12 protein-coding genes and 2 tRNA genes are annotated in these 20,415 nt (G+C 44.6%); 4 read left to right on the top strand and 10 right to left on the bottom strand.

Features of this window, described 5'->3' with window-relative positions:
* Window positions 1–62: 62 nt before the first annotated feature.
* The 8 genes from GJU87_RS21230 to GJU87_RS21195 all read right to left on the bottom strand — a co-directional run bounded on the left by GJU87_RS21230 (window position 63) and on the right by GJU87_RS21195 (window position 12,643).
* Window positions 63–1,412, bottom strand: coding sequence for a glucoamylase family protein (locus tag GJU87_RS21230; RefSeq protein WP_153637646.1), 1,350 nt, complete (start codon window positions 1,410–1,412; stop codon window positions 63–65).
* A 94-nt stretch (window positions 1,413–1,506) separates the two neighbouring features.
* Complete coding sequence (locus GJU87_RS21225; protein ID WP_153641291.1) at window positions 1,507–2,961, bottom strand: RagB/SusD family nutrient uptake outer membrane protein; 1,455 nt, start codon at window positions 2,959–2,961, stop codon at window positions 1,507–1,509.
* A 27-nt stretch (window positions 2,962–2,988) separates the two neighbouring features.
* On the bottom strand, window positions 2,989–6,024 hold the full coding sequence (locus GJU87_RS21220; protein WP_153641290.1) for a TonB-dependent receptor: 3,036 nt from the start codon (window positions 6,022–6,024) through the stop codon (window positions 2,989–2,991).
* Window positions 6,025–6,393: 369 nt separating this feature from the next.
* Entirely contained in the window at window positions 6,394–9,267 is a 2,874-nt protein-coding gene (locus GJU87_RS21215) for a two-component regulator propeller domain-containing protein (protein ID WP_228492074.1), read from the bottom strand.
* Between the two features lie 117 nt (window positions 9,268–9,384).
* Entirely contained in the window at window positions 9,385–11,433 is a 2,049-nt protein-coding gene (gene htpG, locus GJU87_RS21210; protein ID WP_153641288.1) for a molecular chaperone HtpG, read from the bottom strand.
* 143 nt (window positions 11,434–11,576) lie between these two features.
* The gene (locus GJU87_RS21205) at window positions 11,577–12,296 is read right to left on the bottom strand and encodes a (Fe-S)-binding protein (RefSeq protein ID WP_153641287.1); all 720 of its coding nucleotides are present in this window, start codon (window positions 12,294–12,296) and stop codon (window positions 11,577–11,579) included.
* A gap of 183 nt (window positions 12,297–12,479) precedes the next feature.
* Window positions 12,480–12,552 (bottom strand) — tRNA-Trp (locus GJU87_RS21200).
* Window positions 12,553–12,555: 3 nt separating this feature from the next.
* Window positions 12,556–12,643: transfer RNA gene (locus GJU87_RS21195), tRNA-Ser, on the bottom strand.
* Window positions 12,644–12,963: 320 nt separating this feature from the next.
* Between GJU87_RS21195 and GJU87_RS21190 the strand changes: the two genes are divergently transcribed.
* The 4 genes from GJU87_RS21190 (at window position 12,964) to GJU87_RS21175 (ending at window position 16,900) form a co-directional block, all read left to right on the top strand.
* On the top strand, window positions 12,964–13,236 hold the full coding sequence (locus tag GJU87_RS21190; protein WP_025864360.1) for an HU family DNA-binding protein: 273 nt from the start codon (window positions 12,964–12,966) through the stop codon (window positions 13,234–13,236).
* A 59-nt stretch (window positions 13,237–13,295) separates the two neighbouring features.
* Window positions 13,296–13,976 (top strand): RNA methyltransferase, encoded by a 681-nt coding sequence (locus GJU87_RS21185; RefSeq protein WP_153641286.1) that lies wholly within the window; start codon window positions 13,296–13,298, stop codon window positions 13,974–13,976.
* Window positions 13,977–14,067: 91 nt separating this feature from the next.
* Window positions 14,068–14,820 (top strand): LytTR family DNA-binding domain-containing protein, encoded by a 753-nt coding sequence (locus GJU87_RS21180; RefSeq protein WP_153641285.1) that lies wholly within the window; start codon window positions 14,068–14,070, stop codon window positions 14,818–14,820.
* A gap of 130 nt (window positions 14,821–14,950) precedes the next feature.
* A complete protein-coding gene (locus tag GJU87_RS21175; RefSeq protein WP_228492073.1) occupies window positions 14,951–16,900 on the top strand; it encodes a dipeptidyl peptidase 3 in 1,950 nt (649 codons plus the stop codon).
* Between the two features lie 74 nt (window positions 16,901–16,974).
* Here the strand turns inward: GJU87_RS21175 and GJU87_RS21170 are convergent, their stop codons facing one another.
* The gene (locus GJU87_RS21170) at window positions 16,975–18,795 is read right to left on the bottom strand and encodes an ABC transporter ATP-binding protein (protein WP_153641283.1); all 1,821 of its coding nucleotides are present in this window, start codon (window positions 18,793–18,795) and stop codon (window positions 16,975–16,977) included.
* 221 nt (window positions 18,796–19,016) lie between these two features.
* Complete coding sequence (purB, locus tag GJU87_RS21165) at window positions 19,017–20,366, bottom strand: adenylosuccinate lyase (protein ID WP_153641282.1); 1,350 nt, start codon at window positions 20,364–20,366, stop codon at window positions 19,017–19,019.
* Window positions 20,367–20,415 lie beyond the last annotated feature (49 nt).

The raw sequence follows: 20,415 nt of genomic DNA, 5'->3' as shown, positions 1-20,415 counted from the left end.
CAAAAGGCGATCATTTCAATGACAAAGAAGCCGGCTTCCGGCTAAAATTTTTGTTGGTTTTTCTAATTGTTTGTTTTCTCAAATCCCAGCTTGCTAAACATGGTCTGAATATCCGGATCCTGCATGAAATTATCCCATAATATTCCGCTGCGATGGTTTTCAATCATCGCAATAATTGGCCCCTCGTCTATCGCCAGGTAAGAAGGAGCGTACCAGTTTTCATGAATGTTAAAGGCGTCTTTAAAACCATACTTTCCCCAGAGTCCCTTTGAACCATAATTATCGTAGAGATAATGCATGGCCGCCAACGATTCGGTAGGCGTGTAAACAATGGACGAGATAGCGGCTGTTGGAGTAATCGTTCCGTTATCGTTGGCTGTGGTTGGCTCGTGTGCCATGTAACCGTTTACCGGATCGTCGGAAGCTGTTAGCCCCCAGCAATTCTTGTTGTAGTATGAATAAACCGATGCACGGTCGATACACCATTTCCTGTTCAGCAACGTTTGTTCCTTATTCCGATCGAAATAGGAAACGAACCTGGATGCCCGAATGTATTTATCCGAAAAGTGCGGGTTCATTCCCAAATAAGAATAGTGTGTAAAAAACAACGGACCGCCGTAATATCCATATTGGTCAACGATGAGTGTCGCGTTATAATTATTTCCGGCCCAACCCGTATCGTAAAGCGACGGAGCAATCGGATGCGTGGGTGACGCAACAGCCAGCATGTAGGTAATCATCGTCTCGTTGAAACCGCGTATGGGCATGTTCATTGCCCAGCCATAGTCTGGCGACCAGTGCCAGTAGAGATAATTCTGCCCATTGGTATACCATCCCCAGTCAACATCCTGCCACAGCCCGGTAATAATATCCCGCAACTGCGTTTCATCTGCAGATGAGCCATTAAAAAACTGCCTTGCCGTCAACAGCCCCTGAATCATATAAGCTGTTTCCACCAGGTCGCCGCCATCGTCCTTTTGCGAGAACGGAATTGTCTCTCCGGTTGATCCGTTGAGCCAGTGCGACCAGGCCCCATGATAACGTGTGGTTTTATCGCGCAGGAAAGTGACCATCTTTAACAACCGTGTCACCGCTTCCTGACGGGTAATATAGCCCCGCTTCACACCGACAATAATGGCCATCACGCCAAAACCGGAACCACCAATGGTGACGATATCGTTGTTCCCATTACTTCGTTCACGGATAAGACCGGAAACCGGATGAGCGAAATCCCAGAAATACTGAAAAGTTGCTTGCTGAACAGTATCCATCAACTCACCATCCGTCAAAGTAGGTGGGGGCTTCGGCAGCGTTCCTCCTCCATTCGGCGGCACATAATTATCGCCTTTCTTTGAACAGGAAACTAAAGTCAAAGCTACCCAGAAGGATATGAAAAGTAGATACTTGTTCATTTGTATTGGCATGAATATGGCAAACAGGAAGAAACTTCCCGGAAGGTAAATTTACACCATACCGGGAAGTTCATCCTAACATCTATGAATAATTTTAGTATCCTGGATTTTGAGTCAATGCACCGCCACTCAGCTCGATCTGACGTTGCGGAATGGGGAACAACTCGTTCTTACCAGCCACAAATCCTTCTTTGGCCAATACGGTTGCCGCCCGTCCCTGACGAATCAGGTCGAACGTACGGTCGCCTTCGAATGCCAATTCTACACGACGTTCGTGGTAGATTTTCATCCGCAGGTTATCCTGATTGGTGTCGGTGTAATCGGGCAAGCCGGCCCGCTCGCGAACCTGGTTTAATGCCGCCAGTGCTGTACCCGGGTCGCCCATTTCATTAGCCGCCTCAGCTTTCATCAACAACACTTCAGCGTAACGGAATATCCGTACATTCTTGCTCGATTCCCAGGAGTTTCCGTCATACGTTTCCTTTGTACGACTCAGATAAGCTTTCTGGTTGTACATCGGGTTCGGTGTGTTGGAATTAATCACCGTACCGTCCCACATGGTTTCTCCCGGATAGATAATCGTTGCATCTTTCCGGAGGTCACCAGGCTCGTAGGTATCAGCCAAATCCTGTGATGGCACGTTGAAGCCCCATCCAAACTGGCCTCTGACACTCTGAACGTCGACATATCCCTGAACTCCTTTGTTCGGTGTCTGACCACGTCCCTGGATTTCGAAAATAGACTCGGAATTGTTCTCTCCGATTTCACGCCAAATCGTTGAGTAATCACTGACCAGTGCATATTCATTGGAATTGATCACCTCATTGGTCAGGCGCAATACTTCCGACCAGTTCTTTTGATACAGATTTACCTTTGCCAGGAAGGTTTGCGCAGCTCCTTTGGTCGCGCGACCTAAATCTTTTGCAGCGTATTCGCTCTTCTTCGGAAGATGATTAATAGCAAACTGCAGATCCGTTTTAATAAACGCATAAATAGAATCCTTTGTTACACGGGTATTTCCCATCGCCACATCAGCCGGATTGGTTGGGTCGGGAACTTTGTCAACCAACGGCACTGCGCCGAACGTACGCACCAGATTCCAATAGAAATAAGCGCGGAGGAAACGGGTTTCCCCTTCCAGGCGGTTCTTCAGTGTATCATTAATGGTCACTTCACCCAGCACTTTCATTGCCTGATTGGCACGGGCAACTCCTTCGTAGTTACCCTGCCATACATCGTTAAACGACAAGGCATCCGCTCCAAATGTGAAGTTATCCAACAGATTTTTGTCGGTTCCGGTATCACCCGGAGAACTACCTTTATCGGCATCGTCGGAAGTGATGCTGGAAATACCAAGCCACGAGAAAGAGCTTTCGTTCCAATCGAGTAGCTTGTTATACACTGCGTTAACTACTTCAGTCGGATGATCAGAGTAATAATCTTTTGGCGTCATATTTCCCTCCGGCGGAACGTCCAGGTAATTGCTCGAACATCCCGAGAAGGTCAGCAGAGCTGCTGCCAACGCAGCCCCCATATATAATAATTTCATCTTTCTGGTTTTCATATCCAATACAAATTAGAAAGTTATGTTGAGACCCAAGAGGTAAGAAGCCGTTTCAGGATAAGAGCTCAAATCAATTCCAGAGTTAAGGGTTCCGGAGTTGGTCGTGTTGGCTCCATTGTCAGAGTTTCCGGAAATCCGTGATATCTGTCCCGGTAATTCAGGATTGTAACCACTATAACCTGTCAGTGTAATTGCGTTCTGGGCTGCCACATAGAAACGACAGCGACTTATCGAGAGCTTTTCGGTCAATGTTTTGGGGAGCGTATAACCCAATGTCAGGTTGTTAAACCGGAAGAAATTACCAGACTCAATATAGTAATCCGAAGCCACAGGTACAGCATCGGAAGCTCTTGGGATATTCGTGTTCGTGTGATCCGGTGTCCAACGGTTGGCCAATGACGCCTCGATATTTTCACCACCCCAGCGCTGAGCTTTCTTACCGTTGTAGATTTTGCCACCAAAGTTACCATAAGAATCTACCGAGAAATCCCAGTTCTTATAGTTCACTCCGAGGTTCAACCCGATCATCAGTGTGGGATTGTACGACCCAGCATAATAACGGTCTTTATCATCAATAACGCCATCATGATTCCGGTCTACCAGCTTCAGATCACCTGGCTGAGCATTTGGCATCAAAGGCTGACCATTACTATTCACGTAAGCGTCCAGTTCCGATTGGTTGTGGAAAATACCGTCGGTCTGGTATACCCAGAAGGAACCAATCGGCTGGCCTTCTGCCGTCTGTGTTGTTATCTGACCGTTGCCCAAACTACCGCTGTTGATTGGCAAACCACCGCCGACTTTCTCGATGCGGTTTTTGTTGGTCGTCACATTCAAACCAATATTGTAGCTGAAATCGGAGGTGACTTTATCGCGCCAGTTGGCAGAGAATTCAAAACCAGTATTTCGGATATCAGCTTTGTTGGTCAGAAATTTTCCATCGTTATCTCCAAATATTCCGGCAATCGGAGCAAAAATCAACGCATCCGAGGTCAGTTTGTTGTAATAGTCAAACTCACCGGAAAGGCGATTGTCGAACAATCCGTATTCCAATCCCAGGTCGGTTTCTGTTGTTACCTCCCACTTCAGATTCGGGTCTTTGATATCGGTTATCGTACCACCATTGGTATAAGCCTGATCCGGACCAAACACATACGCCAAATCAGAGTTGATGAGATAAGTAAACGCATCAGCAGGTATATTATCGTTACCGATTTTACCCCAGCTGGCACGCAATTTCAGATTAGTCAGCCACGCATTGTCTTTCAGGAAATTCTCCTGGGTCAGCACCCAACCAAGTCCAACTGAAGGGAACGTTGCCCAACGATTATTGGATGGAAACATCGAAGAGCCATCGTAACGAATAGTACCGGTAAACAGGTACTTGTTGGCGAAGCTGTAGTTGACACGTCCTAAGTAGGAGTTACGGGTATTCTTTGTGCCATTACTGCCGTTGGTTGCAGATGCTGCATCGCCCAAATCGAGATACCAGTAATTCTTTTGTGCAGGTACATTCTGACGGGCAGCATCAATATATTGCGTCCGGTATTTTTCAGCCGTTGTACCTCCCATCAGTTTCAACCGGCTATTTCCCCAGCGGTTGTTGTAGGTAAAGTAATTATCCCAAATCCAGTGAGCATTGGTGTTTTGATGCAGACTCAATTTGGATATTTCATTTTTTTGAGTTGCGGAAACTGTGTAAACCGGGTTGTATATACGCCCGTGATCTTCCGATAAGTCAACTCCCATATTCGATTTAAACTGGAGATGTTTGGTGAAATCAACTTTGGCGTAAACCGCCCCCTGAATACGGGTTCCCCAGCTTTGATCATTCGTATAATCAAGTGTTGCTTTCGGGTTACCAACGTTATTGATGTCAGTGAAACCATAATTTCCGCTTTTATCCTTCACCGGAACAGTCGGCGCCTGACGATAAGCTGCGGTGAAAGCCGAATAAGGCTTGTTGTCCGAATTATATCGGGACAGGCCAATGTTGTCACCCACTTCGAGGAACTTGGTCACCTTATACGTATTATTTGAACGGAGTGTCAGACGATCGTAATTGTTTCCGTCAAGGATTCCCTGATCGCTTTTATAACCCATGCTGAAATAATAGGTTGCCTTATCATTTCCACCACTTACCGAAAGGTTATGATTCTGACTAACTCCCTTCCGGGTAATTGCGTCGAACCAATCGGTATTGTATGGAGGCAGGTTGTTCAAATCAAATGCCGGAGCTTTTCCATCGTAGCCCAGAGCTTCGTTGGTATATTCAGCATACAATTTCGAGTCTGCCATTTTTACCTTATGGGCTGCTACATTAGTGCCAACATAGCCGTCGTACGAAATTTTCATTTTACCTTTCTCGCCGGCACGGGTGGTAATAATGATCACACCATTTGCACCACGCACACCGTAGATAGCGGCAGCCGAAGCATCTTTCAGCACATCTACCGAGACAATATCCGAGTTATTGATATTGCGAATATCGTCGGTAATAACTCCATCGACAACATAAAGCGGCTTCGCTCCACCCAGAATGGTCCCTGTTCCCCGAATACGCACCTGCGGAGCAGAACCCGGGGCCCCGGAGTTCACAACTTGTACACCGGCCACTTTTCCCTGAATAGCCTGGGTAGCTGTCAGAGCCGGTTGCTTAATCAAATCGGCTCCTTTCACCCCGGCAATGGAACCAGTGATGTCCTGCTTCCGCTGAACACCATAACCTACCACCTGAACTTCACCCAGATCTTTAGTAGAAGTTGAAAGGGTCACATTAATTTCTTTCTGTCCGTTCACCGGTTGCTCTACGGTCTTCATTCCCAAAAACGAGAATACCAGCGCACCGTCAGCCGGAACTTTTAACGAGTAGTTACCATCAAAATCGGTAATGGTACCGGTTGTGGTACCTTTTACTAAAATACTGGCTCCCGGTATGGGCTTTCCATCATCCGCGCCAGTTACCTTCCCTTTAACGGTGATGTTTTGTGCCATCACTACTGTAAAGCCAAGAAGGACCACCAAAAGGGTTAATAAACTCTTTTTCATTCGTTCAGTCTTTTTTTGACAATTTGAATATGCTACAAAAGAACCCCCTGGTGGAGTAAAAAGGAAAAATGCCACCCCTACCTACCTACATCATGTTAAAAAACATCCAATTTTCGACTTTCACATCACTACATCACAAAAGAAATACACCTCCATACCGAGCTAATTATCAGCCGTTATAAAAAGATATGTTTTCTAAAACTTAGATTAAATAAATGCTAAATCAGACTAAGGAATGATAAGATTATACAAGGAATGTTTAACGTTCAGGAGATGGAAACAACCGCAAATAGCAAAGAATTTATTTTTAAACAAGGGTGAAATGTCATCAAAACGTCATAAACCGACGTATCAGATTCCAAAAGCGGTTTAAAATTCCATCATGAATTCCACCAGGTTTTTCTCCTGGGGCAACTCCAGTTTTTTGCGCAAACGGTATCGCCGAATCTCCACTCCCCGAACTGAAATATTGAGCAGCGGCGCAATTTCCTTCGTTGCGAGATTCAGTCTGAGGTAGGCACACAATTTCAAATCGCTCGGAGTCAGGGAAGGATATTCATTTTTGAGTCGCCGGAAGAAGTTTTCATGAGCCTGATCGAAATGAGATTCGAAAACCAGCCAATCATCTTCATTGGTTAAATTCCTGTCTACCAATCCAACCAGCTTCTCGTACATATTTTTTGGATAGCGGGTTCCCAACTGCTTTTTCTGTTTCTCAATCTCGTTCTTAATCTCTATGAGCGACTCATTTTTCCGGATAATGGACATGGTTGAGTTAGCCAGCTCAATATCCTTATGCGAAAGCTCTGCCTGTAATTTTTCGTTCCGCAACTTGATAATTTCATTCTCAGCATGCTCCCGCTCTTCCTGCCTTCTCCGCTCCAACTCTGCATGTCTCTCCTGACGGGCTTTTTCTTCCCGTCGTTTTAATCGTCGGTACAGCAACAACTGGGCAAGAATGATAAAAAGCACACCGATGATAACGTAAAAGAAGTAGGCCATCGACGATGCATACCAGTGAGGCTTAATGACAAAAGGGTAGGTTATCTCAGAAAGGGGATGACCAAATGCATCGACATTTCGGACATGAAAAACATAATTGCCGGCCGCGAGGCGATCATAAACCGCAACTCCTTCCGGAGAAGTCGATTTCCAGTGTTCATCAGGCTTCAAGCCTTCTAAATAATATTGATATGACTTGCCGTCGGGAGAATAATTCAACGAGGCGAACCGGAACTTGATACTCCGCTCCCAGGGCTGCAACTGAATTGTCTGGTAAGAATTGGCTGTTGAAAGAGGTAACCGTCGTTTTTCACCTTTCCGTCCCGATGCCACTACATCCCGGAAAAATATTTTCTGTGTAACAGTATCTTTCAAATCCCTCCTCAAGTCAATTAAAGCATACCCTTCATCGAGGCACACCATCTGAATGCGGTTATTCAGCGGAACAATATTTTCGTATCGTTCCACCATCGAGAAACCATAAAGAGCTGGATCCATCTTTCTGACCAACATGGCTCCGCTATCGCGAATATCCACCATTCCAAGCATATTCCGACTAATCAACCAGTACCGGTTATCGTCGACCCGAATGATGCGACGGGCTGCGGAAAGCTCTCCCAGCGTTTGATTCAAATCATTCATCGGAACTACCTTCTCATGCAGGTCATCATACGTATACAGTCCTTCCGGAGATGTCAGAACAATCCGGTTGGCAAGCTTAAACACATGGACATCGAAATCGGCTGGCAAACCAGATACGCGTCCAAAATAGCGCGTGTCGACCACCTTCTGATAGTTGGCATCCAACTTCAACCGGTAAACTCCTTTCTGCTGATGACTTACCCAGATGTATCCGAAGGGGCCAATTTCGACAAACCGGCAAGGCTCGTTGAATCCGGTGACCTGATGATCGTATCGCCATTCGCCATTCTCCAGACGGTAAATAACCAGACGGGTATAAGTGCTCTGAATCATGTATTTTTTCCCACCCCGCTCATAAGGTTTGACCATGTAGCCGCCCGACACTTTACTTATTTGACTTAGCCGGCCATCCCTATAAGTAAAGGTTCCGCGATTGTGCCCGATAATTAATGAACCGGCATGCACCTGTAAATCCCACACCTGGCCTTGTGTTCCATCCAAAAACTGAAAATTGCCGACGGGATGCCTCGGATCTCCATTGAGTAACTCACGATAGTAAACGCCCCGGTTCGAACCGATAAACAATTTCCCCTCATAAATAACTGCAGAAGTCAAAGCCCCAATTCGCTGGTTCTTATCGCGATAAATCAACAGTGGAGAATTAATTTCCACATAGTCAATCCCTTTGTTCATCGCAACCCACAAGCCGCCTTTCTGATCTTGCATAAGGGCGAGAACCGTATTATTCTGAAGTCCACTATCCGTATTAATCCGTGTTTTAATTTTCCCATGCCGATCGGTAATAACCACTCCGTTCAAAATGGTCCCGAAAGCAAATCCGTTTTTCAACGGAATAGCGACATTCAATTCGTTCTGCTTCGAGAATTCCTGAACATCACTTCCCCAGGGAGAAAATTTTCCGGAAGCCAGTTGATATATCCCCTGTGATGAAGTACAAACCAGCAGCGTATCTTTTCCTCCGGGAATAATACTTTTCACTTGCGTGGAAGCCAAAAAATCCGATCCGGGAATATGAACCGGGCGATCATTCACCAGCTCCACCAGGCCACCACCGTCTTCCTGCGTAATCAACCGATCGCCAACCTGCGACATTAAAATGACATTGGATGGCAGAGGAATCTGATGAACGGTATCACCGTCATAAGAAAAAAGCGCTCCGAAGGACTGAAAATAAACTTTATCGTGTGAAAAAAGAATACGCCAAAACTCCCAGTTGTGGAGCTTCAAACCGGGATAGGAATGTGAAATGGAAGTATATTTTAATTGTCCGGTTTTGTCGGGCTGCCAGTAACCGAACTCTTCGAAAGCGCCGGTATAAATTTTGCCATCCGGGCCCACAGCAACCGAGCGAACAATATTGCGGTCGGGAAGCGAGTAGAGTTTCCAGTTGGTACCATCAAACTGCAGAAGGCCGTCGCTGTTACCAATGTACATCAACCCTTTCTGGTCCTGCGCAATCGACCAGTTTTGGTTTCCGCCTTTGTAATCGATTTTGGAATAATGGAGCACCAATGGCTGGGCCATGCCCATGGCCGGCAGAACCCCTATCAACACCAATACCCTTTTCAGAATCGTCATCAACCCACAAACACTTTTCATATACCAACCGAATATCGGGGCATAAAGATAACGATACAAGGGGTATAAAAAAAGGGAGACTATTGTCTCCCCTTCATTAGCAACGTATTGCGATGCTTATTTTATCAACTCAATACTGCGCTTTACAAACTTATTCAAATCACTACCTCGCAGCATGTTGTTGGCTAGCAGAGCCAGATCGACCAATTGATTGGCCAGTTGATTTCCGCGTCCAAAAGTCTCAAGTTTGGAACGCTTGTCCGCTTCAAGAGAGGTAATCTTATCATCCAGCTCCTTCAGCTTATCTTTTTCCTCCTGAGGAACTTCTTCATCTTTTTTACCTTCTTTCAGCTTATCCAATGCCTCTTTCTCTTTTTGCTGATCTGCTATCTCGTTGTTTATCTTTTCCAGTTCCGAAGCCAAGGCTGCATCCTTGTCTTCCAGTATCTGCTTAACGAGCGGATGACCGATATTTACCACCAGATTGTAGCTGTCGGGCAACTCGCCATACATGCTCATTCCGGCCTGCATTTGCGACATATCTTTCATACGGCGCATAAACTCGTTCTGAGTGATCACCATTGGATTTGCCTTTTCTCCCAAGTCTTCGAAATCGACAATGAAATTTCCTTTTCCGTTAGGAACAATGGCCTGGAAAACCGGACTCAGCTCGTTCTTCTCTTCCAGTGTGAGTTTTTCTTTGTCGTCGTCAGCTTTCGGAATCAGTTTTTCCACCACATCAGCATCCACACGAACGAAACGTTTTTCAGGGTACTTCTGCTCCAACGCATTCAGCAGGTGTGTCGACAACGGATCTTCCATCAGCAACACATCGTAGCCTTTTTCTTTAGCTGCTTCAATAAAACTGAACTGATCCTCGTGATGGTTGGCATACAGGTAAACCATTTTGTTGTCCTTGTCGGTCTGGTTTTCCTTAATGAGGTTTTCATATTCTTCCCAGGTAAACTTTTTGCCTTCGGTATTCCCTAACAGGAAGAATTTCAGTGCACGCTCATAGAATTTCTCATCGGTGAGCATGCCGTATTCGATGAAAAGCTTCAGATCATCCCATTTCTGTTCAAATTCTTCACGATTTTCCTTGAAGATCTCCTGTAGACGATCGGCCACTTTCTTCGTAATGTGGCTACTAATTTTCTTCACGTTCGAGTCGCTCTGCAGATAAGAACGGGAAACGTTCAACGGAATATCAGGTGAATCGAGCACTCCGTGCAAGAGCGTCAGGAACTCAGGAACAATCCCTTCCACCGAATCGGTCACAAAAACCTGGTTGCTGTAAAGTTGAATCTTATTCTTCTGTACCTCAATGGTATTCTTGATTTTCGGGAAATATAGAATACCGGTCAGATTGAAAGGATAATCCACGTTCAGGTGAATGTTGAACAGTGGCTCATCCACCATGGGGTACAACTGATGGTAAAAATTGTGATAATCTTCTTCCTCCAGGTCAGCCGGCATACGGGTCCAGGCCGGAGACACATCGTTTATCTGGTTATCCTCGTCAGTCTCGACGTATTCTTCGCCTTTCCATTCTTTCTTCTTACCGAAAATGACCGGAATCGGAAGAAATTTGCAGTACTTGTTCAACAGAACTGAGATGCGAGTCTCATCAAGAAATTCCTTGGAATCGTCATTGATGTACATGACAATATCGGTACCAACTTCGTCCTTATCAACCTCTTCCATGGTATATTCCGGACTTCCGTTACAGCTCCATTTCACTGCTTTGGCTCCATCCTGGTGCGATTTAGTAATGACTTCCACCTTATCGGAAACCATGAACGAAGAATAGAATCCCAAACCGAAGTGACCAATAATGGCATTGGCATCGTTCTTATATTTTTCGAGGAATTCATTCGCTCCTGAGAAGGCAATCTGATTGATGTACTTGTTTACCTCCTCTTCGGTCATTCCAATACCGTTATCAGAAACGGTAATGGTTCCGGCGTCTTTATCGAGCTTGACCCGCACCTTCAAATCTTCGGCATTGCCACTGTAACTACCTACTGAGGCAAGCGTCTTCAGTTTTTGAGTAGCATCCACAGCGTTCGAAACAATCTCCCGAAGGAAAATGTCGTGATCGGAATAGAGAAATTTCTTAATAATCGGAAACAGGTTTTCACTGGTAACACCAATTCTTCCTTCCATTGTAATATTCTTTTAAGTTGATAATTTTTCGATTTACCATCACCCCGAAAATCAAAGGCTGTGCCAATCGACATTCGCTGACGAATTGACAGAATGACTCCGTTCAAAATGACAAATCAGGAAAGAATGAGAAGGTGGTTTTGTTAGAAAGCGGCCAGCACGTCGGCGATGTGAAGCACTTTAACGGGTAACTTCTGACGTTTAATATATCCCGATATATTCATCAGGCAGGATGCTTCGGTTGAAACAATGAATTCAGCTCCGGTTTTCAGAGCATTCTCGACCTTATTTTGTGTCATCACCGAAGATATTGCCTTGTGTTTTACGGCAAACGTACCCCCAAACCCACAGCACTCGTGTGTTTCTTCCATCTCAATAAGCTCAAGACCATCAACGTTTTGCAAAAGCTTACGGGGTTCTTCGCGAATTCCATATCCGCGCAAAGCGGAACAGGCATCATGGTATGTCACTTTATGCGGAAAAGAGGCTCCAAAATCGACGACACCCAAATGATTAACCAGAAAATCGGTCAGCTCAATTACGTTTTCCTTGCGGTGAATATACTCCTGGTACTCTCCGGACGTCTCATCAAACAGATCGGCAAATCCATCACGCACGTATCCCGAACAGGAGGCCCCGGGACTAACCATCGGACGTTTTCCACGAAAGTCTTTCAGAAATTTCCTTGCCAATGTCCGTGCTTCATCAAAATAACCGCTGTTATAGGCCGGCTGTCCACAACAGGTTTGCTCGGGATTGTAGTGCACTTTACAACCTGCCCGCTCCAAAACACGAATAGTGTTCCATGCTGTCTTCGGATATAACTGATCGATAAAACAAGGAATAAACAAGTCGACTTCCATGGAAAAATTTTTGCCCAAATATACCATTATATATACGGAGCCATTTCAACCCAGCCGGAAAAATGAGTATTTCCGGCTACTGAGAAAGAAATTTATTAGGTGACACAAAACAGTAAAAGAGGGACAATCAACTGGTTAGCTACAAAAACAAAAAAGCCAGCTCAAAACTGAACCGGCTTTTTGCACGGGAGGAGCGACTCGAACGCCCGACACCTGGTTTTGGAGACCAGTGCTCTACCAACTGAGCTACACCCGTGGGTGGCGGAGAGAGAGGGATTCGAACCCCCGGTACCTCGCGGTACAACGGTTTTCAAGACCGCCGCATTCGACCACTCTGCCATCTCTCCGAGCGATTGCAAAAGTAGAAGTTTTTTCTTTCTGGCAAAAGTTTCTGCCCAAAAAATTAAGAGCATTATGAAGAAAAAAAGATAAAAAAAATTTTGTTTTTCGTCTCAATCTTTTCAATTTAGTGAAACCAAAATAATTAGGCTTATACAAGCTGATTTTACTGGTATTTGAGACAAATTTGCGGGAAATCATATGTTAAACAACACATTTAGCATGGTTTGCTGTGAAAAATAATTAAAACTCTTTATATTAGGCACTAGCGTTAAAAAAAGTATTAAACGAATTTTATTTAACCTGTTGTTTCTAAACTTTCTGTACTATGAACAAAGCTCAATTAATTGATGCCATTGCTGCTGAAGCTGGCCTGACTAAAGCAGATGCTAAGAAAGCTCTTGATGCTTTCGTTAAAACCACAACTGATGCACTGAAGAAAAGTGATCGTGTTGCTCTTATAGGTTTTGGTTCATTTGCAACCACCGAACGTCCTGCACGTCAGGGTCGTAATCCTCAAACTGGTGCGACAATTAACATTCCTGCCAAGAAGATTGTAAAATTCAAAGCTGGTAGCGAATTGACTGACAGCGTTCAGTAAATAATGGCTGAAGAGATTATTGTAAAGGGAGCTCAGGCTCCCTTTTTTTATTGACATCCATGAGCAAAGAACTGATAAACTACCTTTCGGAATACATTACGCGTGAGCGTAAAGAACTTTTTGAGAAAGTCTTAAATTCCAGAACTCGTTACCTGACCGTCGTTCTGGAAGATATTTACCAACCACAAAACGCCAGTGCCGTGTTACGCTCCTGCGATTGTTTCGGAATTCAGGACGTACATATTATAGAAAACAAAAACCGTTTTCAGGTTAATCCGAATGTGACACTGGGCTCAACCAAATGGCTTAACCTTCATCACTATCGCGACCAGAAGCAGAATACTCTTGACTGCATTCATCAATTACGGGAGAGTGGATACCGGATTGTAGCCACCTCACCCCACGCGAACGACACCAACCTAGAAGATTTCGATTTGGAGAAAGGGAAAACCGCGCTGATTTTCGGAACAGAACTAACCGGAATCTCGGAAATCGTAGAAAATAATGCTGATGAATTTCTAAAAATTCCCATGTTTGGTTTTACCGAAAGTTTCAATATATCGGTCTCAGCCGCCATCATTCTTCATCATTTGAACTTGCGGCTCCGCCAAAGCGATATCGACTACCTTTTTACAGAAGTAGAGAAAGATGAAATCCATCTGGCATGGTTACGAAAAACCATCAAAAGTTCAGCCCTTATCGAGAAGAAATTCTACCGTGATAAAAAAAGCGCCCTCTAACCTACTGATTAAATAACTTTTAGTTTTTGATAACTCTCTCGAAATCATTTGCTCGTATTTTTTCTATCTTTGAAACAAGATTAATGGGCTTATGAACTGTTTAATCGTAGATGATGACCGGGTTTGCAGGACCGTATTGGAGAAATACATCGATCGGACAAAACTCTTTGAAAAATATTTTTCGTTGGAAAGTGCTATAGACGCACTGAAACTCCTGCAAAAAGGCAAAGACAAAATTGATATTCTTTTTCTCGACATTGAAATGCCGGAGATGAACGGAATGGAATTGCTGAGTGTGATGGACCATACTCCGCAGGTTATTATTGTGTCTTCCCGGGAAAAATATGCCTTAAACGCATTTGAGTACGACGTCACCGATTACCTGTTAAAGCCGGTTACTTTTCCACGTTTTATGCGTTCGGTCAATCGGGCGATTGCTAACATACAGAAAGATGCGAAGGTTAACCAGGACGTGCGGGAAGATATTTTTTCTGAGGACGAATGGGGGAAAGGGATCTTATGGATCAAAAACAACTCAAAACTTGATCCTGTCAATCCCGAGGACATTATTTACATCGAATCCGTCGAGAACTACGCACAGTTTATCACTTTCGACGATAAGTATACGGTACACTACACCTTAAAACTACTCGATGAAAAACTCCCCAACAAATTATTTATCCGAATTCACCGTTCATACATTGTGAATGTGAAACAGATTAAACGCATTCACGGAAATACACTCGAGGTGGAAACAAAAGATGGTACGCACTCATTGCCTTTTGGTAAGTCGTACCGCGATCCGCTTCTCAAGCGACTTCACGTACTAAGTTCCAAACAGTAGCATACACCTTACAGGCTATCAATCAGCCAAATGCAGTCATGGAGAACATTTTACATTGCTATATGTTTTTCATGCATAAGCATCCTATTAACAAGGATATCATCCGGATTCTAAAAGAAATTTTATGGTCATGAGTGACAATTTCAAGTTTTTCAGCGAAAAGTTTGCTGACTTAAAAATCCTTCGCTACAAAGTAGATGGATTCGAGCAACTGACTCTGGAACAGAAAAGACTAATATATTATCTCAGTCGCGCAGCTTTGGCTGGCCGCGATATTTTGTGGGATCAAAACAACGAGTACAACCTGCGCCTGCGTAAAATACTCGAAACCATTTATCAGACATTCGACGGAGACCGTAAAACAAAAGAGTTCAAACAGTTTGAAGTCTATCTGAAGCGGATTTGGTTTTCCAACGGAATGCACCATCATTATTCGATGGACAAGATCCTACCCGAGTTTTCACAAAAATATTTTCTCCATCTCATTGGGCGCTCCAACTGGTCTGATTTTGAACATCCCCAAAAACTGATACACGAGTTATTGCCAATCATTTTCGACCCCGGACTTGAAAGCAAGCGGGTTTCCCTCGATTCGACGAAAGATTTGCTTCTGGAATCGGCCAATAACTTTTACAAAGATGTGACACAGGCCGAAGCCGAACTCTTTTATGCTCAGTTGAACAGTAACGCGAGTGAAAATCCGCCCTCCTTCGGATTAAACTCGAAACTGGTGATGGAGAACGGCGAGCTCGTTGAGAAAAAGTGGAAAGAGAACGGGTTGTATTCCGAAGCCATCCAGGAGATTGTAAAATGGTTGCAAAAGGCACAGGAAGTTGCGGAATCGCCGGCCCAAAAACGAAGCATCGCCAAGCTCATCATCTTTTACCAAACCGGTGATTTGAAGAGTTTTGACGAACACAGCATCGAATGGGTAAAGGATATTGAGAGCCAGGTCGATTTCGTGAACGGTTTCATTGAAGTATACGGCGATGCGCTGGGAATAAAAGGAAGCTGGGAGTCCATCGTGAATTTCAAAGACGAAGAAGCTACCCGGCGCACTGAGATTATCAGCAACAATGCACAATGGTTTGAAAATCATTCGCCGGTTTCATCGGAGTTCAAAAAAGAAAAAGTGACCGGTGTTTCAGCCAAAGTAATTACGGTGGCTATGCTGGGAGGTGATTGTCACCCGGCTACGCCAATTGGAATCAATCTCCCCAATGCTGAATGGATTCGGGAGCAATACGGTTCCAAGTCGGTAACCATCGAAAATATTACGTATGCGTATCACCAGGCATCGCTGGGAGATGGCATGCTGGAGGAGTTTTGCTGGGACAAAGAAGAAATCGAGCGTGCCCGAAAGCACGGATATCTCGGGAACAACCTCCATACCGATTTGCACGAATGCCTTGGACACGGCTCCGGCCGAATGAAAAAAGGGGTAACCGTTGATGCGCTGAAGAACTACTATTCAACGCTCGAAGAGACTCGCGCCGATCTGTTTGCGCTCTATTTTATTATGGATCCCAAATTGGTGGAGCTCGGATTAACCGAATCGGATGAAACGGCAAAAGCCGAATACGACGGCTACATCCGCAACGGACTCCTGACGCAGCTCGTTAGAATCGAAAACGGGAAAGACCTGGAGGAATCACATATGCGTAACCGCCAGCTAATTGCCCGCTGGGTTTACGATAAAGGAAGCTCGGAAAATGTGATTGAACGCAAAGAGCGGAACGATAAAACCTTCTTTGTTATCAACGATTACCAACGCTTGCGTGACCTCTTCGGCGAATTACTGAAAGAAGTGCAACGCATCAAATCGGAAGGTGATTACGAAGCGGGAAAAGCATTGGTTGAAAACTATGGCGTAAAAGTTATTCGTGATTTACACAACGAAGTACTGGAACGCTACAAGAAGCTGAATCTCGCGCCTTACGCCGGTTTCCTGAATCCGGATTACGAAGTGATTGAAGAAGACGGTGAAATTAAAGACATCAGAATTTCGTACCCAGAAAACTTTGCAAAACAGATGCTCGATTACTCCAAACATCACAGCTTTTTGCCAATTGTCAACTAGCCGTTCGATGTAAAAACATAAAAAAGCCGCATATCTTCAGAAGTTATGCGGCTTTTTCTTTGCAGAAAGGAATATTAAAAATTCTGCATCGCATGCAACTTTTTATAGATACCATCAGCAGCAATCAGCTCGTCATGCGTCCCACGCTCCACAATTTCGCCATTTTGGAACACACAAATCAAGTCGGCATTCTTAATGGTCGACAAACGGTGAGCAACAACGATGGATGTCCTGTTTTTCATCAAGTTATCCAAGGCCTCCTGCACGAGTTTTTCTGATTCGGTATCTAAAGCTGATGTGGCTTCATCCAAAATCATGATTGGAGGATTCTTTAAAACGGCCCGGGCAATGGAAATACGCTGACGCTGTCCGCCTGAAAGTTTTCCTCCCCGATCACCAATATTCGATTGATAGCCATTCGGAGTATTCATGATGAAATCATGTGCGTTCGCCACCTTGGCGGCGTTCATTACGTCCTCTTCAGTCGCATTGTCCACGCCAAAAGCGATATTATTGAAGAAACTGTCGTTGAAAAGAATCGGTTCCTGGTTCACATTTCCCATCAGGCTTCGTAAATCGGTAATATCCAAATCACGAATATCGATTCCGTCAACCTTGATCTGTCCCTCTTTCACGTCGTAGAAACGTGGAAGCAGATCGACGAAGGTCGACTTTCCTGAACCCGATTGTCCGACCAGTGCGACCGTTTTTCCTTTTTCAATTTCCAGATTCACCTTCTTCAGCACATTGTCCTCTTTGTACCGGAAAGTCACATCCTGATAAGCAATTCGATCTTTGAATTCTGAAACTCGCTTGGCGTCTTCCCGGTTACGGATACTATTCTGTGCATTCAATACCATATCCACCCGCTCCATCGAAGCAAGTCCTTTTTGAACTGAATAAAGCGCTGTAGAAAAAGCTTTTGCAGGATTGATAATACTATAGAAGAACACCAGGTAGGTGATAAATCCCTGAGCACTCAATCCGCCCTGATGATGAAGCACCAACCGACCGCCGTACCACAGAACAATTACAATAACGAGCGTTCCCAGAAACTCACTCATGGGATGAGCAAGATACCGGCGCCACATCAGCTTATTCATGATGCTGTAATACTGATGATTTTCACCTTCGAAACGCTGAGACACCTTTTTCTCAGCATTAAAAGCCTTGATGATACGTAACCCGGACAGCGACTCTTCAATTGTCGAAAGCAACTCGCCCATCTTGTTCTGTCCGCTCATCGACGGCTTTTTCAGGCTTTTTCCAACCCGCCCAATAAAATATCCGACCACCGGCAGCAGCAAAAACACAAAAATGGTCAGCGACCACGACATGGTGATCATCACAACCAGGGAAATGACGATCAGAATGGGGTTCTTGAACAGCATTTCCAGAGAATTCATGATAGAATTCTCAATCTCCTGCACATCACCGGTCATACGCGCAATAATATCTCCCTTTCGTTCCTCCGTAAAGAAGCCGATAGGAAGAGAAAGTATTTTGTGATAGATCTGATTCCGGATATCGCGAACAACACCGTTACGAATCGGCACCATCATAAAACTGGCGAGATAAGTAAAACCAACCTTCATCAACACGGCAATCACCATGAACCCGCCGATGTATACCAACGCCGAATCCCGTCCATGCATTTCGATGACTTTGCTGATATGATAAAAGAAATTCTCCTTGATACTATCAAGGGTCAGCGCCCACTCAACCGGATGATTCACCATCTTTTGAGTACCAAACAACACGCCCAGTACCGGACTGATAGCCGCAAAAGAAAATGCTCCAAATATTGCTCCCAACAAGTTGAAAACCACATTCAAAATTACGTAAACCTTGTAAGGAGGAATATATCGACCGAGAAGTTTAAAAAGACCTTTCATTATTAAATGATTTCAGTTCCAAAACAGAACGACACTTTTTTCGATACAAACAATCTATTTTATGCCGCTCACCTGTACATAAATAAAAACCACAATCCGCCTGTAATATGCCCGGACTTTGCGCTCCAAAAGTAGCAAAACTTTCAGGAACAGGAATTCTGATTAAAAATTAAGAAAGGACACCTGTAGAGGCATCCTTTCGTTTAATGGTAAATATTTTATCAGATGAGAATTCCGGTATAGTTCTGCGGCGTAATTTGCTTCAGCTCAACCTTCACTTTCTCATCAACGTTCAATGTTTCGACAAATTCGTGAATCGATTCGCGATTAATTTTCTGGTTCACGCGTGTTAATTCCTTCAAGGCTTCGTATGGATTCGGATATCCCTCACGACGCAAAATCGTTTGAATTGCTTCAGCAACCACCGCCCAGTTTTCTTCGAGATCGTCCTCAATCGCCTCCATATTGATCAGCAATTTATCGAGGCCTTTCAAGGTCGATTTCAGAGCGATAACCGTGTGAGCAATTGGTACACCAATATTCCGTAAAACCGTCGAGTCGGTCAGGTCGCGCTGCAAGCGAGAAACCGGCAGTTTTGCTGACAGATGTTCAAAGACAGCGTTAGCAATTCCCAGGTTTCCTTCTGAGTTTTCAAAGTCGATGGGATTCACCTTATGTGGCATAGCCGAAGAACCCACCTCGCCTTTTTTGATCTTCTGCTTGAAATAGTTCATGGAGATATAAGTCCACATATCGCGATCCAAATCCAGAAGAATGGTATTGATGCGTTTCAGGTTATCGAAAATCGCACCGTAATTATCGTAGTGAGCAATCTGGGTCGTCACCTGCGAACGCTCGAGTCCCAACGAGTTCTGCACAAAGTTGTTGGCGAAATCGGCCCAATCAATCTTAGGGTAGGCTACAAAATGCGCATTGAAATTACCCGTCGCCCCACCAAATTTAGCATAGCAAGGGATTCCTTTCAGCAATTCCACCTGCACATTTAACCGCTCGATGAAAACTTTCAGCTCTTTTCCCAAACGAGTCGGAGAAGCCGGTTGTCCATGTGTGCGGGCCAGCATCGGGATTTCCTCCCACGCCAGCGATAACTCTTCGAGCTTCGACACCACCTCATCAAAAATCGGGATGTACACATTCTGAATCGCATCGCGGATGGAACACGGAACAGCGGTATTATTGATATCCTGCGACGTCAGTCCGAAATGGATGAACTCTTTGAACGTCTCCAGTCCAAGCCCATCGAACTTCTCTTTTACAAAATACTCCACCGCCTTCACATCATGATTCGTCACCTTTTCGGTGTCTTTAATGTGCTGTGCATCTTCCAACGAGAAGTCTTCATAAATAGCCCGCAGCTTTTCTTTCAGTGAACTATCGAATGACTTCAACTGGGGTAACGGGATTTCGGTCAGCGAAATAAAATATTCAACCTCCACAAAAACCCGGTATTTTATCAGGGCAAACTCCGAGAAGTATTCGTCCAATTCCTCAACTTTTCCACGGTAACGACCGTCGATAGGCGAAATAGCGGTAAGTGCTTGCAGATCCATAAAGCGATTTAAATTCAGATTAATAACCGATGCAAAATTAATAAATTCC

This window comes from Prolixibacter sp. NT017 (assembly GCF_009617875.1).
Classification (GTDB): Bacteria; Bacteroidota; Bacteroidia; order Bacteroidales; family Prolixibacteraceae; genus Prolixibacter.
This window is presented reverse-complemented; position numbering and strand designations above follow the sequence as displayed.